Source organism: Blautia massiliensis (ex Durand et al. 2017), assembly GCF_051861785.1.
GTDB lineage: Bacteria > Bacillota > Clostridia > Lachnospirales > Lachnospiraceae > Blautia_A > Blautia_A luti_A.
This window is the reverse complement of the sequence record NZ_CP146725.1, coordinates 1,123,927-1,143,958: the sequence shown is the minus strand read 5'-3', so window position 1 is coordinate 1,143,958 and position 20,032 is coordinate 1,123,927. Positions and strand designations below refer to the sequence as shown.

Annotated in this window: 18 protein-coding genes, 1 tRNA gene and 1 pseudogene; 12 read left to right on the top strand and 8 right to left on the bottom strand. The window is 42.5% G+C overall.

Annotated features, from left to right (window positions below; translation table 11 throughout):
- Nucleotides 1-116 precede the first annotated feature (116 nt).
- From V9W66_RS05530 to V9W66_RS05515, 4 genes are all read right to left on the bottom strand, one after another.
- Complete coding sequence (locus tag V9W66_RS05530) at nucleotides 117-866, bottom strand: DUF6040 family protein (RefSeq protein ID WP_009243742.1); 750 nt, start codon at nucleotides 864-866, stop codon at nucleotides 117-119.
- Nucleotides 805-2,526 (bottom strand): MobA/MobL family protein, encoded by a 1,722-nt coding sequence (locus tag V9W66_RS05525; protein ID WP_022621741.1) that lies wholly within the window; start codon nucleotides 2,524-2,526, stop codon nucleotides 805-807. The genes V9W66_RS05530 and V9W66_RS05525 overlap by 62 nt, the downstream gene beginning before the upstream one ends.
- Nucleotides 2,527-2,854: 328 nt before the next feature.
- Nucleotides 2,855-3,169, bottom strand: a complete 315-nt coding sequence (locus V9W66_RS05520; RefSeq protein WP_002578306.1) for a DUF3847 domain-containing protein — start codon at nucleotides 3,167-3,169, stop codon at nucleotides 2,855-2,857.
- A gap of 144 nt (nucleotides 3,170-3,313) precedes the next feature.
- A complete protein-coding gene (locus tag V9W66_RS05515) occupies nucleotides 3,314-3,544 on the bottom strand; it encodes a helix-turn-helix domain-containing protein (RefSeq protein WP_002578307.1) in 231 nt (76 codons plus the stop codon).
- 175 nt (nucleotides 3,545-3,719) lie between these two features.
- On the opposite strand from V9W66_RS05515, the gene V9W66_RS05510 reads away from it, so the two are divergent.
- Entirely contained in the window at nucleotides 3,720-4,349 is a 630-nt protein-coding gene (locus tag V9W66_RS05510; protein ID WP_002578308.1) for a helix-turn-helix domain-containing protein, read from the top strand.
- Between the two features lie 160 nt (nucleotides 4,350-4,509).
- Nucleotides 4,510-5,805: a tyrosine-type recombinase/integrase gene (locus V9W66_RS05505; protein ID WP_002578309.1), complete on the top strand. Its 1,296-nt coding sequence runs from the start codon at nucleotides 4,510-4,512 to the stop codon at nucleotides 5,803-5,805.
- A gap of 207 nt (nucleotides 5,806-6,012) precedes the next feature.
- Here V9W66_RS05505 and V9W66_RS05500 read toward each other — a convergent pair whose 3' ends face one another.
- Nucleotides 6,013-6,333: a TfoX/Sxy family protein gene (locus tag V9W66_RS05500; protein WP_144096259.1), complete on the bottom strand. Its 321-nt coding sequence runs from the start codon at nucleotides 6,331-6,333 to the stop codon at nucleotides 6,013-6,015.
- A gap of 190 nt (nucleotides 6,334-6,523) precedes the next feature.
- Between V9W66_RS05500 and V9W66_RS05495 the strand changes: the two genes are divergently transcribed.
- The 8 genes and pseudogenes from V9W66_RS05495 (at nucleotide 6,524) to V9W66_RS05460 (ending at nucleotide 16,280) form a co-directional block, all read left to right on the top strand.
- Nucleotides 6,524-8,473 carry a recombinase family protein gene (locus tag V9W66_RS05495; protein ID WP_144096261.1) on the top strand — a complete coding sequence of 650 codons (1,950 nt, stop codon included), beginning with the start codon at nucleotides 6,524-6,526 and terminating at the stop codon, nucleotides 8,471-8,473.
- Nucleotides 8,448-9,023, top strand: a pseudogene (locus V9W66_RS05490) (ABC transporter substrate-binding protein); the annotation flags it as partial. The gene V9W66_RS05495 and the pseudogene V9W66_RS05490, both read left to right, overlap by 26 nt.
- A gap of 432 nt (nucleotides 9,024-9,455) precedes the next feature.
- Nucleotides 9,456-10,694 (top strand): ABC transporter substrate-binding protein, encoded by a 1,239-nt coding sequence (locus V9W66_RS05485; protein WP_144100446.1) that lies wholly within the window; start codon nucleotides 9,456-9,458, stop codon nucleotides 10,692-10,694.
- A 74-nt stretch (nucleotides 10,695-10,768) separates the two neighbouring features.
- Complete coding sequence (locus V9W66_RS05480) at nucleotides 10,769-11,641, top strand: carbohydrate ABC transporter permease (RefSeq protein ID WP_144096263.1); 873 nt, start codon at nucleotides 10,769-10,771, stop codon at nucleotides 11,639-11,641.
- Nucleotides 11,642-11,653: 12 nt separating this feature from the next.
- Nucleotides 11,654-12,493 (top strand): carbohydrate ABC transporter permease, encoded by an 840-nt coding sequence (locus tag V9W66_RS05475; protein WP_144096266.1) that lies wholly within the window; start codon nucleotides 11,654-11,656, stop codon nucleotides 12,491-12,493.
- Between the two features lie 77 nt (nucleotides 12,494-12,570).
- The gene (locus V9W66_RS05470; protein WP_144096268.1) at nucleotides 12,571-14,097 is read left to right on the top strand and encodes a DUF5605 domain-containing protein; all 1,527 of its coding nucleotides are present in this window, start codon (nucleotides 12,571-12,573) and stop codon (nucleotides 14,095-14,097) included.
- Between the two features lie 102 nt (nucleotides 14,098-14,199).
- Nucleotides 14,200-15,228 carry a LacI family DNA-binding transcriptional regulator gene (locus V9W66_RS05465; protein ID WP_186292806.1) on the top strand — a complete coding sequence of 343 codons (1,029 nt, stop codon included), beginning with the start codon at nucleotides 14,200-14,202 and terminating at the stop codon, nucleotides 15,226-15,228.
- A 29-nt stretch (nucleotides 15,229-15,257) separates the two neighbouring features.
- Complete coding sequence (locus V9W66_RS05460) at nucleotides 15,258-16,280, top strand: threonine aldolase family protein (protein WP_144096272.1); 1,023 nt, start codon at nucleotides 15,258-15,260, stop codon at nucleotides 16,278-16,280.
- Between the two features lie 90 nt (nucleotides 16,281-16,370).
- Here V9W66_RS05460 and proC read toward each other — a convergent pair whose 3' ends face one another.
- The 3 genes from proC to V9W66_RS05445 all read right to left on the bottom strand — a co-directional run bounded on the left by proC (nucleotide 16,371) and on the right by V9W66_RS05445 (nucleotide 17,895).
- Nucleotides 16,371-17,165 (bottom strand): pyrroline-5-carboxylate reductase, encoded by a 795-nt coding sequence (gene proC, locus V9W66_RS05455; RefSeq protein WP_144096274.1) that lies wholly within the window; start codon nucleotides 17,163-17,165, stop codon nucleotides 16,371-16,373.
- A 68-nt stretch (nucleotides 17,166-17,233) separates the two neighbouring features.
- Nucleotides 17,234-17,304, bottom strand: a tRNA-Gly gene (locus V9W66_RS05450).
- A 108-nt stretch (nucleotides 17,305-17,412) separates the two neighbouring features.
- Nucleotides 17,413-17,895 (bottom strand): CYTH domain-containing protein, encoded by a 483-nt coding sequence (locus V9W66_RS05445; RefSeq protein WP_144096276.1) that lies wholly within the window; start codon nucleotides 17,893-17,895, stop codon nucleotides 17,413-17,415.
- Nucleotides 17,896-18,077: 182 nt separating this feature from the next.
- Between V9W66_RS05445 and V9W66_RS05440 the strand changes: the two genes are divergently transcribed.
- Entirely contained in the window at nucleotides 18,078-18,635 is a 558-nt protein-coding gene (locus tag V9W66_RS05440; RefSeq protein WP_144096335.1) for a DJ-1 family glyoxalase III, read from the top strand.
- Nucleotides 18,632-19,912: an InlB B-repeat-containing protein gene (locus V9W66_RS05435; protein WP_144096277.1), complete on the top strand. Its 1,281-nt coding sequence runs from the start codon at nucleotides 18,632-18,634 to the stop codon at nucleotides 19,910-19,912. The genes V9W66_RS05440 and V9W66_RS05435 overlap by 4 nt, the downstream gene beginning before the upstream one ends.
- Nucleotides 19,913-20,032 lie beyond the last annotated feature (120 nt).

Genomic DNA, 20,032 nt, shown 5'->3' with positions numbered 1-20,032 from the left:
ATTATAGTCCGAGTTCGTACTAATTGTCAAGATTTATTTATATACTTTTTCTTTATATAAACAATCAATAGTCCCTTACTAAGGACAAGAAGATTATGAAATTTCCCTGCCCTCTTTTAATAATATCCTCGTTCTTCCATCCAGTCTTTCACATAACATCTGATTCCAATATAAATAATATGCGACAGTAATAGCAATACAATAAGATTTATCGGATTAGCGTTTTTAATCCATTCTCCAAAGTAAATTACAACAGCTGTACTCGTTATCGCTACCACGATACTGATGATATCCCAACAATATTTCCGGTAGATTTTTCCTACCTGATAACCAATCCCGATTATCAGCCACCCGGTTATTACGAATAAAATTGCCATGACAGTACCGGCAATCAGCCAATACACAATCCCGGAAAGAATACTGTTAGGTATTCCACTGCTTAACTGTCCGAAAGAGTCTGCACCTGTCACAAACTCCCGAAATAAACTTCCCATTCCTTTTCCTAACGCACCGAAAAAGACGATACAGTCGTTAAGGAAAACCGGCGAAAGAATCGCAGTAAACAGTGTTGTTGTTATGCTGTACCATGCCAGTAGAAACAAGATACTTTCATAACCAATCGTCATATTTTTATATTTCTTTTCTAACTGGCTTTTACGGCTATCGCATTTTTCTTTTGCTTTCCGGTAAGCAGTACGGTCACATTTTTCACATTTCTCATAAGGCACTTTTTTCTCAACAGCTACCTCTACCGTCTTTTGGTGTGTCTGTGCATAAAGTTTTTCCTGCTCTGCTTTTTCATACTTAAATTTCCATGCCACGGCTTCTGCGTCGGCTCTTTTCCTGCTGTCTGTCTCGCTGGTCAATCGTTCCTCTGTTTGCCTTAATCTTGTCCGCAATGCTTCGATATTCTCGGCTCTGTTTTCGCTGTTCAATTTCTCGTTCAAGGTCAGCGATTCGCTTAGCTGCCTGTTTAGTTCCTGGATTGTCTGGTCTTTCTGATCCAGTTCGTCCTGCATCTGTTCGGTCATCAGCAGAAGTTCTTCCACCTGCCCGACGTTCTCTAAGTTTCTGCATTCGCTCATCGATCTCCCTCGCTTTCTCTATCTGCTGTTTAAGGTCAGCAATTCGCTGTTCTGTTTCTGCAATAAGCTGTTCTCGTTGTTCAGCTTCTGCGTTAATTCCTGCCATTGCTGATTCTCGTTTTCCAACTGTTCGATTCTGGTTTTCTGTTGCTCGATCTGTGAGAGCAGTTCTTCTGTATCTGGCAAAAGATTTAGCAGCCTGGATAATTCGCTGTTTAAGCTTTTTAAACTCTGGTTCTGCTCCTGAAAAGACAGGAGCTGCCTGTCCCGTTCCTGCAATTCCTGTACCATCTCTGCCATAATATTCTGCTGTTCCTCGATCTGGTTTATCATTGTCTCCATCATGGGAATGACTTCCCGGCTTTCTTCTAATGTCACGCAATCGCTCCTTCCATTGTGTTAATGCACTGGATACTTTTCCAAAAGAAATCTGTATTTTATCCAGCAGTGCATTTTGTCTTTTTATGATCTGGTTTTCCTCTACTTTCCATGAAGTAGAGGATGTCTGTCCGTTTTGAAATTTCTCGTCAATTTTTCTGGCATCTGCGCCCTCATGGATCGTCGGTATCTCTAATTTTCCCTGCCTTGCATAAGAACGGTGGTCAATGTGATTTTCCGTTTTCAAATGTGCATTACAGACGTTTGCCCATTCGCTCCGCCATAGCTCACAATTTTTCGGATTGTTCCACCCGGTAGCATCGGTTAATACACGTTTCCACTGTTTGCGGTTCCTTGTCCCGACTTTCTGGACTCCATTTTCATCAAGTACGGGGATTCGGATTCCATGACGGTCAGGGTCCTTTTTATCCTGCCACCAGTCCGGATGGGATTCATCCACCACGATATTTCCATTTTCATCTCTGACAAACTCCCAATCCTTGATTTCTTTGTTACCCCATGAGTGGTCTGAATTGAATGGTCGCATCGTCACCAGTAAATGCACATGGGGATTACCATCTCCTTTATCGTGGATACTCCAATCCGCACACATTCCCTTATCTACAAAGGTCTTTTGAATATATTCAGTTGTATAATCAATCTGTTCCTGTCGGCTCCATTCTTTCGGAAGTGAGAACTCAAATGACCTGCCGAGTTGTGCATCTGAACTTTTTTCTATCCTCAAGACTTCATTCCATAAACGCTGCTTCTGAAAAGTAAGTTTGAATTTTTCCAGTGCAGCATTTTGGTTATCTGCCCTTTTATATCGGACAGATTTCTGGAACCGTCTGATATTTTCAGCAGGTACATTCTGCCATTCCTGTGGTGCATTTTCACACATCAGCAGGCTGGTATAAACGACTTCTTTTTTTGAAGTATAGTAGCTGATCCTGCCTGTTTCTTCATTTTTCATCACATCGCCATTGAGATAAGCAGACGCCGATATGATGGATTTTCCTTTGCTGCGTCCAACAATCTTTACTGTATAATGAAAAATCGCCATGCTCCGTTTCCCCCATTCTGCCGTATCCGGCTTTGATTTCCGGCAGGTAACGTTTTTCCTAAAAGAAAATGGTATCTGCCGGAGCACCCTCTGCGTAAGAGTGCCCTGTGCATAACAGCCTGCATGGAATGTGCCCCTCTGGCGAAGAGTGCCTCCTGCGGCATGAGCAGGTCTGGCTGAAAGCCCCGCCGACGGAACGAGCCCGGCAAGCGTAAGCACAGACCGGTTGCCACCTGTGGCAAACTTATACGGACGACCTCTGGTTGTCCATAAGTGCGCCCTTCATAAAAAAGCAATGAAGGGAATGGAAACTCCACTCCCTCCGGCATTACACTTCCTCCGTATTTGCAACTGGCTCTTTCTGCATTGCCTTTGAGAAGAATTTCCCATTTGCTTCCTGCCTTTTTAAGAAGCCGATCAGCTTTGGGATATCATCTTCCTCAATCGCAGAACCCAGTACCGATTCCACTGCACCGCCAATCTGGCAGAGCCTGTGTGTCCGTTTTTTGGTTTCCACATCTTTCTGACGTTTCTTCAGTTCCCGTTTCTGTGCTGCATACTGTTTTGCTTTCTCAAGGCTTTCCTGTTCTTTCTTTTCCAACTGGAGCATACGCTCCTCATAACTCTTTGTTGATCTTGCCATAAATATCATCGTCCTTTCTTTTTTTCCAAACATAAGTTTCCTGTTGTCTGTCAGACGAAGTACATGGTATAATCTGCTTGCGTGTAGGTATATCATGACTCCGGTCTGATAGAACCTTTGGCGGTTTCTTCGGGAACCGCTTTTTTAAGTTGAACCGTTTCTTGTGACTGCTTTCACATTTCCCTTATCCCTCAAGTCCCTGCCCTCGTTGGCTTCCATAAAAAGTTCCAGCATATCCGTTTTGATCAGGACTTTTCTCCCAACCTTCAATACCGGAAGTTTCTTCCACTCTACCAACTTTCGCAGGGTGTTCCTGCCAATTCCCGTATAATCAGCAGCTTCCTCAATAGATAAGGCAATCTTTCTTTGCGTCATATGACCACCTCCTTTCGAATTGCATTATGCAATTTCATTTGTGCTGTCAGTATAGCGTGTTTATATTGCTTTGTCAAGCATTATGAAATTTTGCTGCTTTTCTTAAAATTGCATATTGCAATATATTTTGTTGCGTGGTATAGTAATGACATACCGAAAAAGGAGGCACATCAGCATGAAAGATAAAGAACTACGCAAGCTGATCGGCAGCAGGGCAAAACAGCGCCGTCTGGAATTAAATCTGACACAGCCTTATGTCGCAGAGAAGATGGGAGTTACCGCTTCCACAATCCTGCGTTATGAGAATGGTTCGATTGACAATACCAAAAAGATGGTACTGGAAGGTCTTTCGGAAGCACTTCATGTATCGATTGAATGGCTCAAAGGGGAAACCGATGAATATGAAACTGATATTACGGATAAGAAAGAATTGCAGATTCGTGATGTGATGGGCGATATTCTTAAACAGTTACCTCTTGATCTTAATAAAACAGAAGACGCTTTTTCTAAAGACTTACTGCTGTTAATGTTAAAGCAATATGAACTGTTTCTGGATTCGTTTCAGTTCGCCTGTAAAAATTACAAAGGCAGTACTAAAGATGTGGACATTGCTAAAGTAATGGGATTTGAATCGAAAGATGAATATAATGAGATTATGTTTCTCAGGGAGATCACACATACTGTCAACGCATTTAACGATATGGCAGATGTTGTAAGGCTCTATTCAAAGAAACCGGAAGCGGCAGAACAAAGGCTTGCAAATCTTTTATCCGAAGTTATGTATGACGATTCTGAATCGGTATAGTAAGGCAACCGGAGTTGTGATACAATGAGCACAAGCGAGTCAGGCTGTTTACAGATTTGACGAGCGGCGAATTGGCTTATGGACTTGTCCATAAGATGCCTACACGCAAGAAGCATTTCAACAGTTCCGATTGTCTGATATCGAAAGGAGACATACGATTATGGCAAAAGGATCTGTTAGAAAAAAAGGAAAGAAATGGTACTATCGCTTCTATGTAGAGGACGCAAGCGGAAAAATGGTTCAGAAAGAATATGCCGGAACCGAAAGTAAAAGTGAGACGGAAAAGCTTCTCCGCAAGGCACTGGAAGACTACGAAGATAAGAAGTTTGTTGCAAAGGCAGATAATCTTACCGTAGGGGAACTTCTGGACATGTGGGCAGAAGAAGAACTGAAAACTGGGACACTCAGCAACGGTACAGTGGAAAATTATCTTGGTGCAATCCGATGTATCAAGAAACACCCGATTGCAGACCGAAAGCTGAAAACAGTTACTGCCGAACATTTACAGGGTTTCCTCGACCTGCTTACATTTGGTGGTGAGTTTCCAGATGGGAAAGTAAGAAAAGGATACAGCAAAGATTATATCCATTCTTTTTCCGCAGTGTTACAGCAGTCATTCCGTTTTGCAGTATTTCCAAAACAGTTAATCAGTTTCAATCCGATGCAATATATCAAGCTGAAACGACAGGCAGAGGAAGTTGACCTCTTTTCTGATGATGAAGTGGAAGAAAGCACACAGCCGATTTCACACGAGGATTATGAGCGACTTATCAAGTATCTGGAAAAGAAAAACCCACCTGCCATTCTGCCGATTCAGATTGCGTATTATGCTGGACTCCGTATCGGGGAAACCTGTGGTCTTACATGGCAGGACATTAACCTTGAAGAACAATGCCTGACCATAAAACGCAGTATCCGCTACGACGGCATGAAACACAAAAACATTATTGGACCAACGAAACGGAAAAAAGTAAGAATTGTTGATTTTGGAGATACTCTGACTGAAATACTGAAAGCTACCAGAAAAGAGCAGCTCAAAAACCGGATGCAGTATGGCGAACTCTATCACCGCAATTACTACAAAGAAGTGCATGTGAAAAACAGGGTCTATTATGAATACTATCATCTTGACGGTACACAGGAAGTCCCGGCAGATTACAAAGAAATCTCCTTTGTCTGCCTGCGACCGGATGGCTCCCTGGAACTGCCGAGTACACTCGGCATTGTATGCAGATCAGTGTCAAAGAAACTGGAAGGATTTGAAGATTTCCATTTCCACCAGTTACGTCACACCTACACCAGCAATCTGCTTTCCAATGGGGCTGCACCGAAAGATGTACAGGAACTGTTAGGACACTCTGATGTCAGTACCACAATGAATATTTACGCTCACTCAACAAGAAAAGCAAAACGGGATTCCGCAAGACTTCTTGATAAAGTAGCGAGCAATGCTTAAATCAAAATTGGTTCACTGAACCAATTATTGATATGCAATGCGACAAAAATTCCCCTTATTTCCCTTGCGGATTCCGCATAAGGGCAAAAATAAGGGAAAATACATATCATTTCACTATTTAATGGGCTGAAAAGCCTGTAAAATAAGGAAAGTTCAGGAAATCTCTCCACAAATTCCGATTTATCAGTTACCAAAACAGGAAGTTGTCTATTTCTTCTTTTTCGGTTTTAGGGCTGGCAGTTCATCATACATTGCATGAAACAAGCCTGTCAAAAATTCCTTATTATCAACTTCATCTACCAACAACATCTCTTTTGCTCCCTCATAGGGTAATTCATACGGAGCTGTCGGCATATAACTAATTGCTGATTTTACTGGTTTAACAAGTAATCTATCATCATAGATACCGCCTACAATCTTGCTACGATAATAAATAATGAATTCTCCCATCATAGCTCGATAAGTAATTTCTTCTAACTCAGATAGCTGCCCTAAAATAAACTCTAAGTATTCCTTGCTTGATGCCATATTTCCTCCTCAAATTGTTATTTCTAAAATTGTATCAAATTCTGCCTGTTTCCGCAATCAACAAAAATGTCTAATACTATCTGTTTTTAATAATCTTAAGATTTTTCTATATACATCTTCCAGTTTTAAATATATAATATAATTACATAGAGCATAATAATTATATTTACATTTAAAGAAAGGAACATCTATGAATGCAGGATATGTCCGTCTTTCCAGAGACGATGATAAAAGGAATTATGTTTCCATAGAAAATCAGAAGCTGATTATCAACCAGTATGCAGCAGCTCATGGTGTGGTTATTGACCGCTGGTATGAAGATGATGGTATCTCCGGCTATATTTTTGACAGACCGGGATTTCAACAGATGATGATGGATATGGATAAAGATATTGATACTATATATGTCAAAGACTTTTCACGCCTTGGCAGACATAATGCAAAGGTTCTGCTGCTTCTGGACGAATTTCAGGAGCGTGGCAAACATCTGATTGTGATTGACGATAATTATGATTCAATGGATTCCAGTGACGATATCATTGGTATTAAGACATGGTTCAATGAGCGATATGTCAAAGACACCAGTAAGAAAATTAAACGTGCCATAGGAGCCAGGCAAAAAGAGGGAACACTGATTACGAGACCGCCGTTTGGTTATCGCCGCAATGAAAAAGATAAGACCAGTCTGGAAATCGTAGCAAGAGAAGCGGAATATATTAAGCAAATTTATGACTTATATCTTTCTGGTTCCGGCTACCGCAAGATTGCCACATATCTGACCGAACAGGGGGCACCTACTCCATCTATGATACAGCGTGAACGTGAAATAGAAGAAGGCAGATTATCCAAAAGACAGGTAGCTTCTAAATGGTCCGATGCTATGATAAAAGAGATACTGGATAATGATTTTTACATTGGTACTTTTCGTTTGAAAAAACGTGTAAGAAATACGGTTCATGGAAAAGATAAACGTGTGCCAAAAGAAGAACAATGTATTTTTGAGAATCATCACCCGGCAATTATTGATAAGGCTACCTTTGCGTTGGTACAGGAATTAAAGGAAAAACGTAACCGTACCAATTATCGGGGAAGCCGGGGGCATTGGCTTGGCTCAGAGATTCCGAATCCTTTTGGCAGTTGCCTGTTCTGTAAAGACTGTGGCAGCCGCCTTACACCAATTAAACGCCAAACTTCCAGCAAGGAACGGAAATATTACATCTGTACCACTTATAACACCAAAGGCAGACGTTATTGCTCTAAGGCACATTTAATTGAAGAAGATGATCTGATGGAAGATGTTCTGACTTATATCAAGATGTGTCGAAATGCTCTCTGTGAAGTTATTTCTACCTATGATTTAAAGGATTTTGAAGCAGAGAAAAAAACAATAGCGGAAAAACGGCAGGAACTGCACACAGCTATCAATGAGCGAAAAAGTCAACTGAAAGTTCTGCTTACCCAAAAAGTAAAAGATCTGGCTGTCGCTGCAGGAAATGAAGATTTAATCAATGAAACGTATGATTCTATGCAGAAAGACTTATTTGCTCAGATTCATGGTCTGGAAATGCAGATAAAAGAACTGAATGAAACTGCCATAGAAACGCCTGATGTAAAGGATAAACTAAAAAATGCTCTTGAGGTGGTAGATAAAATCATTGCAGGAGGCAGCCTTGACCGAAGAGATATTGAACTTCTGATTGAAAAAATCGTAGTGGACGAAGACGGGATGCCGGAAATTACACTGAAATACGGCTTGTCTAATCTGATTAGTTACAGTCCTGCTGATGAAATGAACCGAAGAGAAAATACCATGATTGCGATTGTGATGAAACTGATTGCTGAGGATGAACGTGGATTTTCTTCTGCAAAATATCTGTCAGAGCATATTACTGATCTGGGATTCAAGAAAACAAAACAGAGTATCATTCCATATATTGAGCTGATGAAGGAACTTGGAATTCTTGAAGCCACAGATAATCCATTGAAGCCGTACAATATTGTAAAGTCAAAAGAAGAAATCACGCAGCTTACCAAAGACTATCTGCCGGATGTATCAGCAGAAACCACTGCGAAACAGCTGGCAGATGATTATTTACATGGTATTAGTGACGACAGGCGGAATGCCGGAAATGGTATTTGAATATATACTGAAGAAAAACGGCATTGATCCGCAAAAGGATCTGACCATCGACCAGAGTATTGATTTCGGTTCCACAGCAGCAGCTTTTACAGGTGATGATTCCGCGGCATATACAGTAGAATTCGAACCATCTGCCACTATTCTGGAAAAAGAAGGAGCGGGCTATGTAGTGGCATCTCTCGGAGAGGCATCCGGATATGTACCATATACATCCTACAGTGCAAAATCAAGCTACATGAAAGAAAATCCTGAGATCATCCAGAAATTTACCGATGCACTTCAGAAGGGAATGGACTATGTGCAGAGTCATACGCCGGAGGAAATCGCAGAAGTGATCGCACCGCAGTTCAAGGAAACAGATCTTGAAACCATCACTGCCATTGTAAAACGTTATTATGACCAGGACACCTGGAAAGAGAATCTAATCTTTGAAAAAGACAGCTTTGAGCTTCTGCAGGATATCCTGGAAGATGCAGGTGAGCTGACGGATCGTACAGCGTATGAAAATCTGGTGCAGACAGAGTATGCACAGAAAGCATGTGAAAGTTAAAAAAGAGAAGTTTAAAAAGTTTAAATATCATAAGAAAAACCTGCGGATTTTATAAAAACCGCAGGTTTTTGTATGTATAAAACGTGAAATGAGAAAAAAAGAATATCAGAATATGTTATTGAATGACTGAAAATATTAGATGAAAATCTCCAAAATAGTATTTTATAAATGGATGAAAATGATTTATTAAACATAAATGGTGCAAAAAAACTTACGATAATTTAAAAAAGTTTAAATAAGGTTAAATAGAATGTAATAAAAACATAGCAAAAATGCACAAAAACAATCGATTGAAATTATGATAAATATAGAAAAGATAAAAAATAGTTGAAAACAACTAAACGATATGTTATCTTTAACTTAATAAAAACGAGAGACGCCAAACAAAAATTGAACGAATTCATAGAAAAAAGTTTAAAAGGAGGATATGGTATGAATTTAAAAAAGGTAATGGCAGCAGTACTTGCAGGAACAATGGTATTCGGAATGGCTTCTTCCGTAAGTGCAGCAACAGAGGTTTCATTCTGGACACTGAGCACAAGACAGAATGCAGTTGAGCCTATCGTAGAGGCATTCAACGAGGAAAATCCGGATATTAAAGTAACCGCTTCCTTTTATGACACAGACGGAATCAAAGATGCCTGCAAAGTAGCAGCTTCTTCCGACACATTACCAAGTATGTGGTTTAACTGGGGAGGCAGCCTTGGCAGCTTCTATGTAGACAATGATAAGACCTATGATCTTACACAGTATGCGAAGGATAACGGATGGAATGATGAGTTTACAGATGCAGCACTGAATCTCTGTACATTCGATAATAAGCTTTCCGGATATCCGACAAGCTACAATGCACTTGGTGTTTACTATAATAAACAGATCTTTGAGGATAACGGAATTGAAGTTCCTACAACATTCGAGGATTTTGAAGCAGCTCTTAAGACTCTGAAGGACAATGGAGTTACACCAATGGATACAGCAGGACTTAACGGATGGCACGTAATGAGATGGTTTGAGCTTCTGGTTGAGCATTATGCAGGTGCCGAGCTTCATGATAAGCTGAATTCCTTTGATGAGAGCTGGGATTGCGAGGCAGTTGTACAGGCTTTCGAGAAATATAAAGAGTGGGTAGATGCAGGATACTTCCCGGATGGTTTCCTTACCCTTGATCCGAATGATACGATCATGGCAATGGGCTCCGGCGAGTGTGCAATGGATCTTCAGGGACAGTGGTATGACGGACAGCTTATCCAGAATGAGCTTGATGTCAATGAGTATGGGGTGTTTGCATTCCCGTCCGGTGAAAGTAACCGTATGTCCTCTTTCGCAGAGATGACACAGTTTAATAAGAACCTTTCCGATGAGGAGCTTGACGCCTGCGTGAAATTCATGGATTACTATTACAGTGATGACAGTGTTGATCAGTACGGTGAGTACTACAACTTACCTCTTCCGAAACAGGGAAAGAAAGCTCCGGCAGATCAGGTTAACGTAGATGGTATGCTTGAAACATCCAATACAAACGGAACCTTCACCATCACTGACCAGGCATTCCCGACAGAGGTTGCAGATGTTCTTTTCAATGCACAGGATGCAGTTGCAAATGGAGAGATGACAGCAGAGGAAGCTGCAGCTAACATCCAGAAGGCAATTGAGGAATATCAGGCTAAATAATCATAAAAGCATAACGGAGCGGCCAGAGCGCAGGCTTTGGCCGCTTTTTTCAGCAAAAATGGAGGTGATCCGGAATGAAGAAAAAAAGAAAAGTTGATTTCGGTGCATATGCGTTTCTTATACCGGCAGCAGTGATCTACCTTTCTGTAATTGTGGTACCGGTATTTTATTCACTGTTTATCAGCTTGTTTAAATGGAACGGTGTTGCGGAGAAGGAATTCGTAGGTCTGTCAAACTATATCAATCTTTTTACAAATGATGCAACATTTATGATCGCGTTGAAGAATAACCTGATCTGGATCGTACTTACGATCGTACTTCTGATGACGGTTTCTCTTGGCTTTGCAGTCATTCTTAACAAACAGTTCCGCGGACGTACCGTGTTCCGTGCATTTTTCTATTTTCCCTGCGTTATCGCACCGATCGCGGTAGCGATCATCTGGAGATGGATCTATAATCCGAATATTGGATTTATCAATCAGTTTTTCAAGGTACTTGGGATCAATTTCAAACAGACATGGATCTCTGATCCGAAGGTGAGCCTGTATGCAATCTTTGCGGCAGCACTGTGGCAGGGAATCGGACAGCCGATGATCCTGTTCCTGGCAGGTCTTCAGTCTGTGTCTCCGGATGTTCTTGAGGCAGCTACTATCGATGGAGCAGGTCCGATCCGTAAATTCTTCAGCGTTACCGTACCGCTTATGAAGGAGACCTTTGTCATGGTTCTGGCAACACTGATCGTAGCAGCTATGAAGGTTTTCGATATTGTACAGGGTCTTACAGGTGGTGGTCCAAATAACTCCACGCAGGTTCTGGCAACCTATATGTATTCTCAGACATTCCAGTACAACAATGTAGGTATGGGAACTGCAGTTGCCTGTGTCATGGTAGTCATGATGCTTGTGGTGATCATTCCATATATTTCCTTTACGGCGAAAGAAAAGTAGGAGGTGCAGACAATGGACGGAAAAACAAAAAAAATCACAAAAAAAATATTGCTGTACGTACTCCTGATCGTTTTGGCACTGATCTGGATCGTTCCGATCTTTACATTGGTTGCAACAGCACTGAAACATAAAAAGGATTTCATGAGCGGACTGAGTCTGTTCCAGCTTCCTGCTGAAATTGCCTGGGATAACTTTACCAATGCCATTACAAAGGGAAATCTTTTTACTTATATGAAGAATGATCTGATCATTTCCTGCCTGAAGGTACCGCTTGGTATTTTTGTAGGTGCCATGGCTTCCTTTGCGCTGACAAGACTGAATATCAAGCACCGTGTGGGTATCTTCGTATTTTTCCTTATTGGTATGATGCTTCCGATGCAGACAGCACTGGTGCCGATCAACATCATCTACAGCAAACTGAATCTTCTGAATACATATTTCGGATTATTTTATGTTTATATCGGATTTGGTATTTCCTACTGTATCCTGATCATGCGAGGATTTATGCTGGGAATTCCGAAAGATATTGATGAGGCTGCATGTATCGACGGATGTAATAAATGGCAGCTTTTCTACAAGATCATCCTGCCGATCGCAAAACCGGCCATTGCAACACTGTTTATCACAGACTTCCTTTCTACATGGAACGAGTACCTGTTGGCCAGCGTTATCATCAACGATAAAGCGATGAAAACAGTACCGGTTGGTATTATGACATTCGTAGGCGAGCACGGAACGGACTATGGTTATCTGTGTGCAGGTGTGCTGGTTTCCGTTATCCCGGTTATGGTGGTATACCTGATCTTCCAGCGATATTTCGTAGAAGGTATGGCAGGAGCAGTTAAATCATGATATTTGATACAGGCTGCTGCATGGCGGTATCGTGAACAGCAGCCTGCGCATGAATACAGAAAGAAAGAGGGCGACTTATGAGTACTTGTAAATATACAGGATCCGTAGAAAAATGGGGAACCTTTGAAGCAGAAATGTCAGGCAGACATGAGGGAAATCCGTTTACGGATTATACAATTCAGGGAACCTTTAAGAGCAAGGAAGAAACAAAAACCGTAGACGGTTTCTATGATGGAGATGGAATCTACCGCGTACGTTTTATGCCATCCTTTGAAGGTGATTATGCATTTGAGATCAAAGGAAGCTTTTCTGATGAAGTGTATACGGGTGCATTTCATGTAACACCGGCAGCAGAGTGCAATCACGGACCGGTCCGTGTATCCTACACCTATCATATGGCATATGAAGATGGAAAACCTTATTATTCCATCGGAACAACCTGTTATGTGTGGGAACTTCAGAGCGAGGAGCTTCAGAAACAGACACTGGAGACACTGGCAGACAGTGCATTTAATAAGATCCGTTTCTGTGTATTCCCGAAACATTATGACTACAACCTGAATGAGCCGATCAGCTATCCATATGAAGGAACTCCGATGGACAGTTCGGTACTGACATCTGAGAACTTTCTGGAATATGTTGGCTGTGCAGAGGGTAATAACTTCGATCATAAGAGATTTAATGTGAAACATTTCCAGCATATCGATGACTGTGTGAAGAAGCTGATGGAGCTGGGGATCCAGGCAGACATCATTGTGATGCATCCATATGACAGATGGGGATTCAGTGAAATGAGTGCAGAGTGTGATGATCTTTACTGGAAATATCTCATTGCCAGAGTAAGTGCATACAGAAACGTATGGTGGTCACTTGCCAATGAGTACGATCTTTTCCCGAAAAAGACAACTGAGGACTGGGAGCGTTACGCGTCCATCATCCAGGAAAAAGATGTATACAATCATCTTCGCTCCATTCACAATTGCAAGAGTTTCTATGATTATACAAGACCGTGGATCACTCACTGCAGCATTCAGAGACAGGATCTTTACAAGTCCTCCGAGATGGTAAATGAGTGGCGGATCCGTTACAAAAAACCGGTAGTTCTGGATGAGATCGCTTATGAGGGAAATATCCAGCACGGCTGGGGAAATATCAGCGGAAAAGAAATGACAAGACGTTTCTGGGAAGCATTCTGCAGAGGTGCATATCCGGGACACGGAGAAACCTATATGAATGACGAGGGAATCCTCTGGTGGTCTCATGGCGGAAAGCTTTACGGAGAAAGTCCCGAGAGATTTAAATTCCTCCAGAAAATTATGGAAGAAACTCCGGCGCCGGGTCTTCGTCCACTGGAAAATCAGTGGGATGAGGTTGGCGCCGCAGTAGATAACAGTCTTCAGGATATTAAATATTATATTTTCTATTACAGCTTCATGCGTCCGTCATTCCGCGAGTATCATATTGATGATGAGACAGAATTTGAGGTAGAAGTAATTGATACCTGGAACATGACGATCGAGAAGAAAGGAATCTTTAAAGGCAAGTTCCGGATCGACCTGCCGGGAAGAGAATATATGGCTGTACGTGTACGTGAGGTCAAATAATAACGGGGAGCTGCCGAAGAGGCGGCTCCCTGCTTTGTGTTGACAGGGTGATGAAAAGTGTTTAAAATCAAGGAGAAGATGTTAAATTTAAGAGGGACCGGAATGAAAATCAAAGCAGCAGATATAGCAAGAAATCTTAATCTTTCCAAGGCAACCGTATCCCTGGTTTTAAATAATAAACCGGGAGTCAGTGAAAAAACCCGGCGGAAGGTTTTTGATTATATAGAAGAGGTTACAGGAGAAGCAGAACGACAAAAAGAAGAAAAAAACAAGCAGGAATTAGAAAATAAAAATATCATCAAGGTACTTTTTATTGATAATGATCTCAGATTCCTCAAGGATTTTGAATTGGATGTATGCCCGGACAGTCTGACGATATTCGAACAGGAAGCCAGAAGAATGGGCTGTATCATCAGTGTGACCTATGCTTCTTCCACAAAAAAAGAAGACGTGGAGCGCGTAGTGCGTGAGGCCAATGAGGAAAATGTGGCAGGTGTGATCCTGTATGCAACGGAGATGCAGCCGGATCAGTTTCCACCGTTTCGGGCAATCCAAAAGCCAATGGTGATCTATGATAATGATCTTGGAAATGAATATCATTGCGTTACCTTCGGCGGGGTGGAGGGAATCCGGGATTGTGTGGATTATCTGGTTTCCAGAGGGTGCCGGAATATCAAATATATGGCCAATACCCAGGATATCTTTAATTTCCAGCAGAGGCGTGCGGGATTCCGTGCAGGACTTCGGAAGAATGGCCTGCCGCTGGAAAAAGAGTCTATTTACCCGCTGGGAGAAACTACCAGTGAGGTATGTGAGGCAACACTGAAATATCTGGATACTCATGAACTGCCGGATGCTTTTATCATGGAAAATTATCAGATTTCCATTGGCGTGATGCGTGCGTTACGGCAGAAGAAGATTTCGGTTCCGGAAGACATTTCTCTTCTGGGGGTGGATGAGATCCCGGATTATCTTACCGGAGATATCCTTCTTACCACACTTCGGATGGAGCATCTGGAACGTGCGCATGTGGCCATGCTTTTCCTGGAACAGGAGATGAAGGGGGCGATTTCCTGTAAATTCAAATCGTTTTCTACCTGTAAGATCATTCCGGGACAGACGGTCAAATAAAATGAAAATACAGATGAGGAGAAAATAAAATGTTATTTTTTGTAAACGATTACTGCGAGGGAGCGCATCCGGCGATCCTCCAGAAGCTTCTGAAAACCAATATGGAGAAGCTTTCCGGCTATGGCACAGACAAATACTGTGATTCTGCAAAGGAGAAGATCCGTAAAGCCTGTGGCTGCCCGGATGCAGATGTGTTTTTCCTGGTGGGAGGAACTCAGACCAATGCCACGATCATAGGTTCTGTCCTGAACCGTTATGAAGGTGTTCTTGCGGCGCAGACCGGACACGTAAGCTGTCATGAGGCCGGAGCAATCGAGTATACAGGACATAAGGTACTGACACTTCCGGCAGAAAACGGAAAGATCAAAGCAGAAAGTATCACAGATTATGTGGAAACTTTTTATGGGGATGAAAGTCACGACCATATGGTATTTCCGGGAATGGTTTATATTTCCCATCCGACAGAGTACGGAACACTTTATACGAAGAAAGAGCTGGAGGAAATTTCCGAGGTATGCCATAAATACGAGCTTCCGCTGTTTCTGGACGGAGCAAGACTTGGCTACGGTCTGGTAAGTCCGGAAGCAGATGTGACACTTGAGGATATCGCCAGATGTACAGATGTGTTCTACATCGGCGGAACCAAGGTCGGTGCACTCTGCGGTGAGGCAGTGGTCTTTACGAAAAAAGCTCCGAAGCACTTTATGACTATGGTGAAGCAGCAGGGAGCCCTTCTGGCAAAAGGCCGTCTTCTGGGAATCCAGTTTGACACACTGTTTACCGATGATCTGTATACAAGGATCAGCAAAAATGCTATTGAAACAGCTATGAAGCTGAAAAGAGCCCTTCAGGAAAAAGGATATCAGCTTTTCCTGGATTCTCCCACGAACCAGCAGTTTGTAGTTCTGGAAAATAAAAAGAAAGAAGAACTGGGCAAAGAAGTTCAGTTTGATTTCTGGGAAAAATATGATGAAGATCATACAGTGATCCGTTTTGCCACAAGCTGGGGAACAAAAATGGAAGATATTGATGCGCTGATCGAGCTGCTGTAGGGTTGTCGGCAGAGGATAAAAGAGATGAGATGGAAAAACTCCGCAAGGTCCGGGTGAATGCAGACCTCACGGAGTTTTTGTTTTCGAAAATTATAACTTCTTACCCTTCTCAGCAGCTGCGGTAAGCGCTTCGAATACGGCACTGCGGAAGCCGCTCTTTTCCAGGGTGCGGACACCTTCAATGGTAGTTCCTGCCGGTGAGCAGACCATGTCTTTCAGGTCTCCCGGGTGTCTGCCGGTTTTCAGAACCATTTTTGCGCTGCCGAGAACAGTCTGGGAAGCAAATTTATAAGCCTGCTTACGAGGCATTCCCTGGCTGACAGCGGCATCTGCCATGGCTTCGATAAACATAAACACATAAGCCGGTGAACAGCCGCCTACAGCGCCTGCGGCGTCCATCAGACGCTCCGGTATTACTTCGGTACAGCCAAAGCTGTCTGTGATCTTAAGGATTTCTGCCAGTTCGTCTTCCGAAACCCGGTCATTGGTACATACAGCAGTCATTCCGGCCCCAACCTGTGCTGGAGTATTAGGCATAAAACGGACAACCTTCAGAGGAAGACCGGCTTTTTCTTCCAGCCATGCAAGAGTCTTGCCGGGAGCGATTCCGATGATGGTGTGCTCTGTCGTGAGACTGTCGTGGACCTCTGTGAGAACTTCCTCATAAAACTGCGGCTTTACTGCAAGAACGACAGTTTTTGCAGATCTGACGATTTCATTGTTATCCAGAGTGGTGACAACACCAAGAGTTTTTTCACTGCGCGCTCTGCCTTCTTCTGTAAGGTTGGAAACAATGATCTCGTCCTTTGAAAAGATCCCCTGACGGAGAATACCGCCGATCATGGCAGAGGCCATATTTCCACATCCGATAAATCCAATCTTCATAAACAAAAATCCTCCTTGAAATTTATAAAAAAGGACACGCCTGACTGCGTGCCCTCTTTGGCAATGAAAGCAGATAACGGGAATCGAACCCGCCTCCTCAGCTTGGGAAGCTGATGTTCTACCGATGAACTATATCTGCCTGCATTACTAATTATAGCACCTGAAATAAGAAATACAAGTGTGATTTACGATACCAGTCAGTGATCGCTCTGCGTTACTGTTCATTGGTAATATTCCGCGAAGCGTGTTACTGAGAATGGAGTGAACAGTAATCGCTCTGCCAGCTCTGGCTCATGGTACTGTTATGATATCTGGTGGAATAAGTTACATCTTCTCCGAACCAGTCCGGCGCAGTGTAGGCATTGGCGGCTTCCTCTGTAGGAAATTCCACCTCAGCCAGAAGAACTCCCTCGTATTCTCCGTGGAACACATCCAGTTCAATAAAAAGTCCGTCTTTTTCCGGGATCACATAGCGGTCCTTGGTAATGAGGATACCGTCTGCTTTAGGCTTCAGATGCTCATAGGCTTCAGCGGTGAGCGGAAGATTATATTCTTCACGGCTCATGAGACCCCTGGATTTGTAAGTAAGAAAATAGTCATCATCCTGCCGGCGGATGCGGACAACAGGGGAAGTGCAAAGATACCCCTGCTCGATCCTGTGGCAGGGATAGGAAGCCAGATCCTGCGGAAGGTCATCCTTCCGGATCAGAAATTTACGTTCGATCTCCATATAAAAAACCTCCGGGTTTGTGAAATGAAAAGATATTATGTTCAGTCTACAGGAAAAAAACAGGATTTGCAATGAGATATCTGTTAAAATTTCTTGACATTTTCAGATGGAAAAAGCATTATGGAAGGGAATGGGGAATACAGAAAATATTTATGGATTTTATAAAAGAAAGGATGAACAGGATCATGAGTAAAGTATATATTTTTTTCGCAGACGGATTTGAAGATATTGAAGGACTGACCGTGGTAGATCTGATGAGAAGAGCCGGGATCGACATCCAGACAGTATCTATCAAAGAGACAAAAGAGATCAGAACCTCTCATGGAATCGATCTTCTTACAGACCGTACCTTTGGAGAATGTGATTTTTCCGATGCGGATATGCTTGTAATTCCGGGAGGAATGCCGGGAACAAAATATCTGGAGGAATATAAACCGCTGACTGAGCTTCTGACAGATTTCTATCAGAAGGGCGGCAAGGTAGCAGCTATCTGTGCGGCACCAGGTGTATTCGAGAGACTTGGATTCCTGAAAGGCAGAAATGCTACATCGTACCCATCTGTTATGGAACAGCTTAAAAGTGCCAGAATATCTCTGGAGCCTGTAGTGGTAGATGGAAATGTAACTACCAGCAGAGGCTTTGGAACAGCCATCGATTTCAGCCTTTCCCTGATCGGACAGCTGGAGGGAAGTGCAAAGTCAGAAGAGATCGCTGAATCGGGGGTGTATGTAAGAGCATGAAAAAAGAAATGAAACAGTTTCTGTGGGTAGTGGCGCTTTTTATTATACTGATGGCAGCCACAGGACATTTGGTGTCAGCAGCCGGCTTTGACAGGTCAGATGGTATATCCGGTAATGCGTATAAAAAAGTGTATTCCGTATCTTTCAAATCAGGCAGAGGAGTTTCCTATGCTGTATATAAAAAATTGGAAAAGAAACGGAAATATGGTTCCATGATCACGATTCCCAAAGTGCCGCAGGTTCCTGCAGGATATCAGGCAGAAGGATGGTCTCTGAAAAAAGGAGGAACGGAGGCAAGATATAAGCCGGGAAAAAAATATTTTGTAAAAAGAAATGTAACGTTTTATGCAGTGATAAAAAAGAAGAAAAATCCCAAACTGATCCTGCACAGGAATGACGGAGACATCTACAAGATCATACAGGCTCCAAGCGGAAAACTGAAACTGCCGGTGATGGCCAATGCAGAGAATTATACATTCCTTGGATGGTCTACCATGGCAGGTCAGAAGACCGCACCAAGGTATGAAGCCGGACAGGTGATCACAGTCAGTGGGACCATGCATCTCTATGCGGTAAGATTCTGTCGGTATCAGGAACCGGATCTGGTCAGGAACAGCTTTCATTATCCTGAAAACTACGAAAGGATCATCTTCGTGGGAGATTCCAGGACGTATGGTCTTCAGAAGGTACTGTACGAACAGTTTGGAAAGGAGTATGTGGACAGCCATGTCAGCTTTGTATGCTGTTCTAATACAGAACTGGACTGGCTGAAGTCAACGGGCGAACAGGCTCTTTTGAAAGAACTGAAAAAATATCGTAAAAATGAAAAATACGCAAAGATCGCGGTGGTGTTCAATCATGGTGTCAATGATCTCAGAGATATTAACGGAAAACAGGATCTGAATGATAAGATATCACAGTACGGGTATTACATGAAAAAGCTGGGAACAAAGCTTTCCATGAAAAACTGCAGTCTGTATTATATGTCTGTGAATCCGATCAATGGAGGGGAAAGGGGAAGTACCCGGAATCGTAGATGTGAGGATATCCGGACTTTTAACAGCAGTCTTGCCGGTAAGCTTGGAAGTCAGTACCACTATATCGATGTTTACAATTATCTGATGCGGACCGGATATGGTACTGTATCCAATACGGGAGACGGTACAGACGATGGTGTTCATTATACGCCTAAAACTTATAAAAGGATTTTTGCATATTGTCTTAACAGCATAAGAAAAACAGAAAATTACTTTAACATTGAGGACGTGGGCAGCTGAGAAATGCCCTGTGGGGCATATGGAAAACTGAAAAAAATACTGGCGTTTTTACAGTGGTTATGCTATACTACAGAAATGACTGTAAATATATATAATGCGAGTGTTAACTATTTTATATAA

What these genes read in the sequence shown, in the direction of transcription:
- V9W66_RS05525 (WP_022621741.1), bottom strand. Translation starts at nt 2,526, where the DNA reads ATGGCGATTTTTCATTATACAGTAAAGATTGTTGGACGCAGCAAAGGA.
- V9W66_RS05520 (WP_002578306.1), bottom strand. Translation starts at nt 3,169, where the DNA reads ATGGCAAGATCAACAAAGAGTTATGAGGAGCGTATGCTCCAGTTGGAA.
- V9W66_RS05515 (WP_002578307.1), bottom strand. Translation starts at nt 3,544, where the DNA reads ATGACGCAAAGAAAGATTGCCTTATCTATTGAGGAAGCTGCTGATTAT.
- V9W66_RS05510 (WP_002578308.1), top strand. Translation starts at nt 3,720, where the DNA reads ATGAAAGATAAAGAACTACGCAAGCTGATCGGCAGCAGGGCAAAACAG.
- V9W66_RS05505 (WP_002578309.1), top strand. Translation starts at nt 4,510, where the DNA reads ATGGCAAAAGGATCTGTTAGAAAAAAAGGAAAGAAATGGTACTATCGC.
- V9W66_RS05500 (WP_144096259.1), bottom strand. Translation starts at nt 6,333, where the DNA reads ATGGCATCAAGCAAGGAATACTTAGAGTTTATTTTAGGGCAGCTATCT.
- V9W66_RS05495 (WP_144096261.1), top strand. Translation starts at nt 6,524, where the DNA reads ATGAATGCAGGATATGTCCGTCTTTCCAGAGACGATGATAAAAGGAAT.
- V9W66_RS05485 (WP_144100446.1), top strand. Translation starts at nt 9,456, where the DNA reads ATGAATTTAAAAAAGGTAATGGCAGCAGTACTTGCAGGAACAATGGTA.
- V9W66_RS05480 (WP_144096263.1), top strand. Translation starts at nt 10,769, where the DNA reads ATGAAGAAAAAAAGAAAAGTTGATTTCGGTGCATATGCGTTTCTTATA.
- V9W66_RS05475 (WP_144096266.1), top strand. Translation starts at nt 11,654, where the DNA reads ATGGACGGAAAAACAAAAAAAATCACAAAAAAAATATTGCTGTACGTA.
- V9W66_RS05470 (WP_144096268.1), top strand. Translation starts at nt 12,571, where the DNA reads ATGAGTACTTGTAAATATACAGGATCCGTAGAAAAATGGGGAACCTTT.
- V9W66_RS05465 (WP_186292806.1), top strand. Translation starts at nt 14,200, where the DNA reads ATGAAAATCAAAGCAGCAGATATAGCAAGAAATCTTAATCTTTCCAAG.
- V9W66_RS05460 (WP_144096272.1), top strand. Translation starts at nt 15,258, where the DNA reads ATGTTATTTTTTGTAAACGATTACTGCGAGGGAGCGCATCCGGCGATC.
- proC (WP_144096274.1), bottom strand. Translation starts at nt 17,165, where the DNA reads ATGAAGATTGGATTTATCGGATGTGGAAATATGGCCTCTGCCATGATC.
- V9W66_RS05445 (WP_144096276.1), bottom strand. Translation starts at nt 17,895, where the DNA reads ATGGAGATCGAACGTAAATTTCTGATCCGGAAGGATGACCTTCCGCAG.
- V9W66_RS05435 (WP_144096277.1), top strand. Translation starts at nt 18,632, where the DNA reads ATGAAAAAAGAAATGAAACAGTTTCTGTGGGTAGTGGCGCTTTTTATT.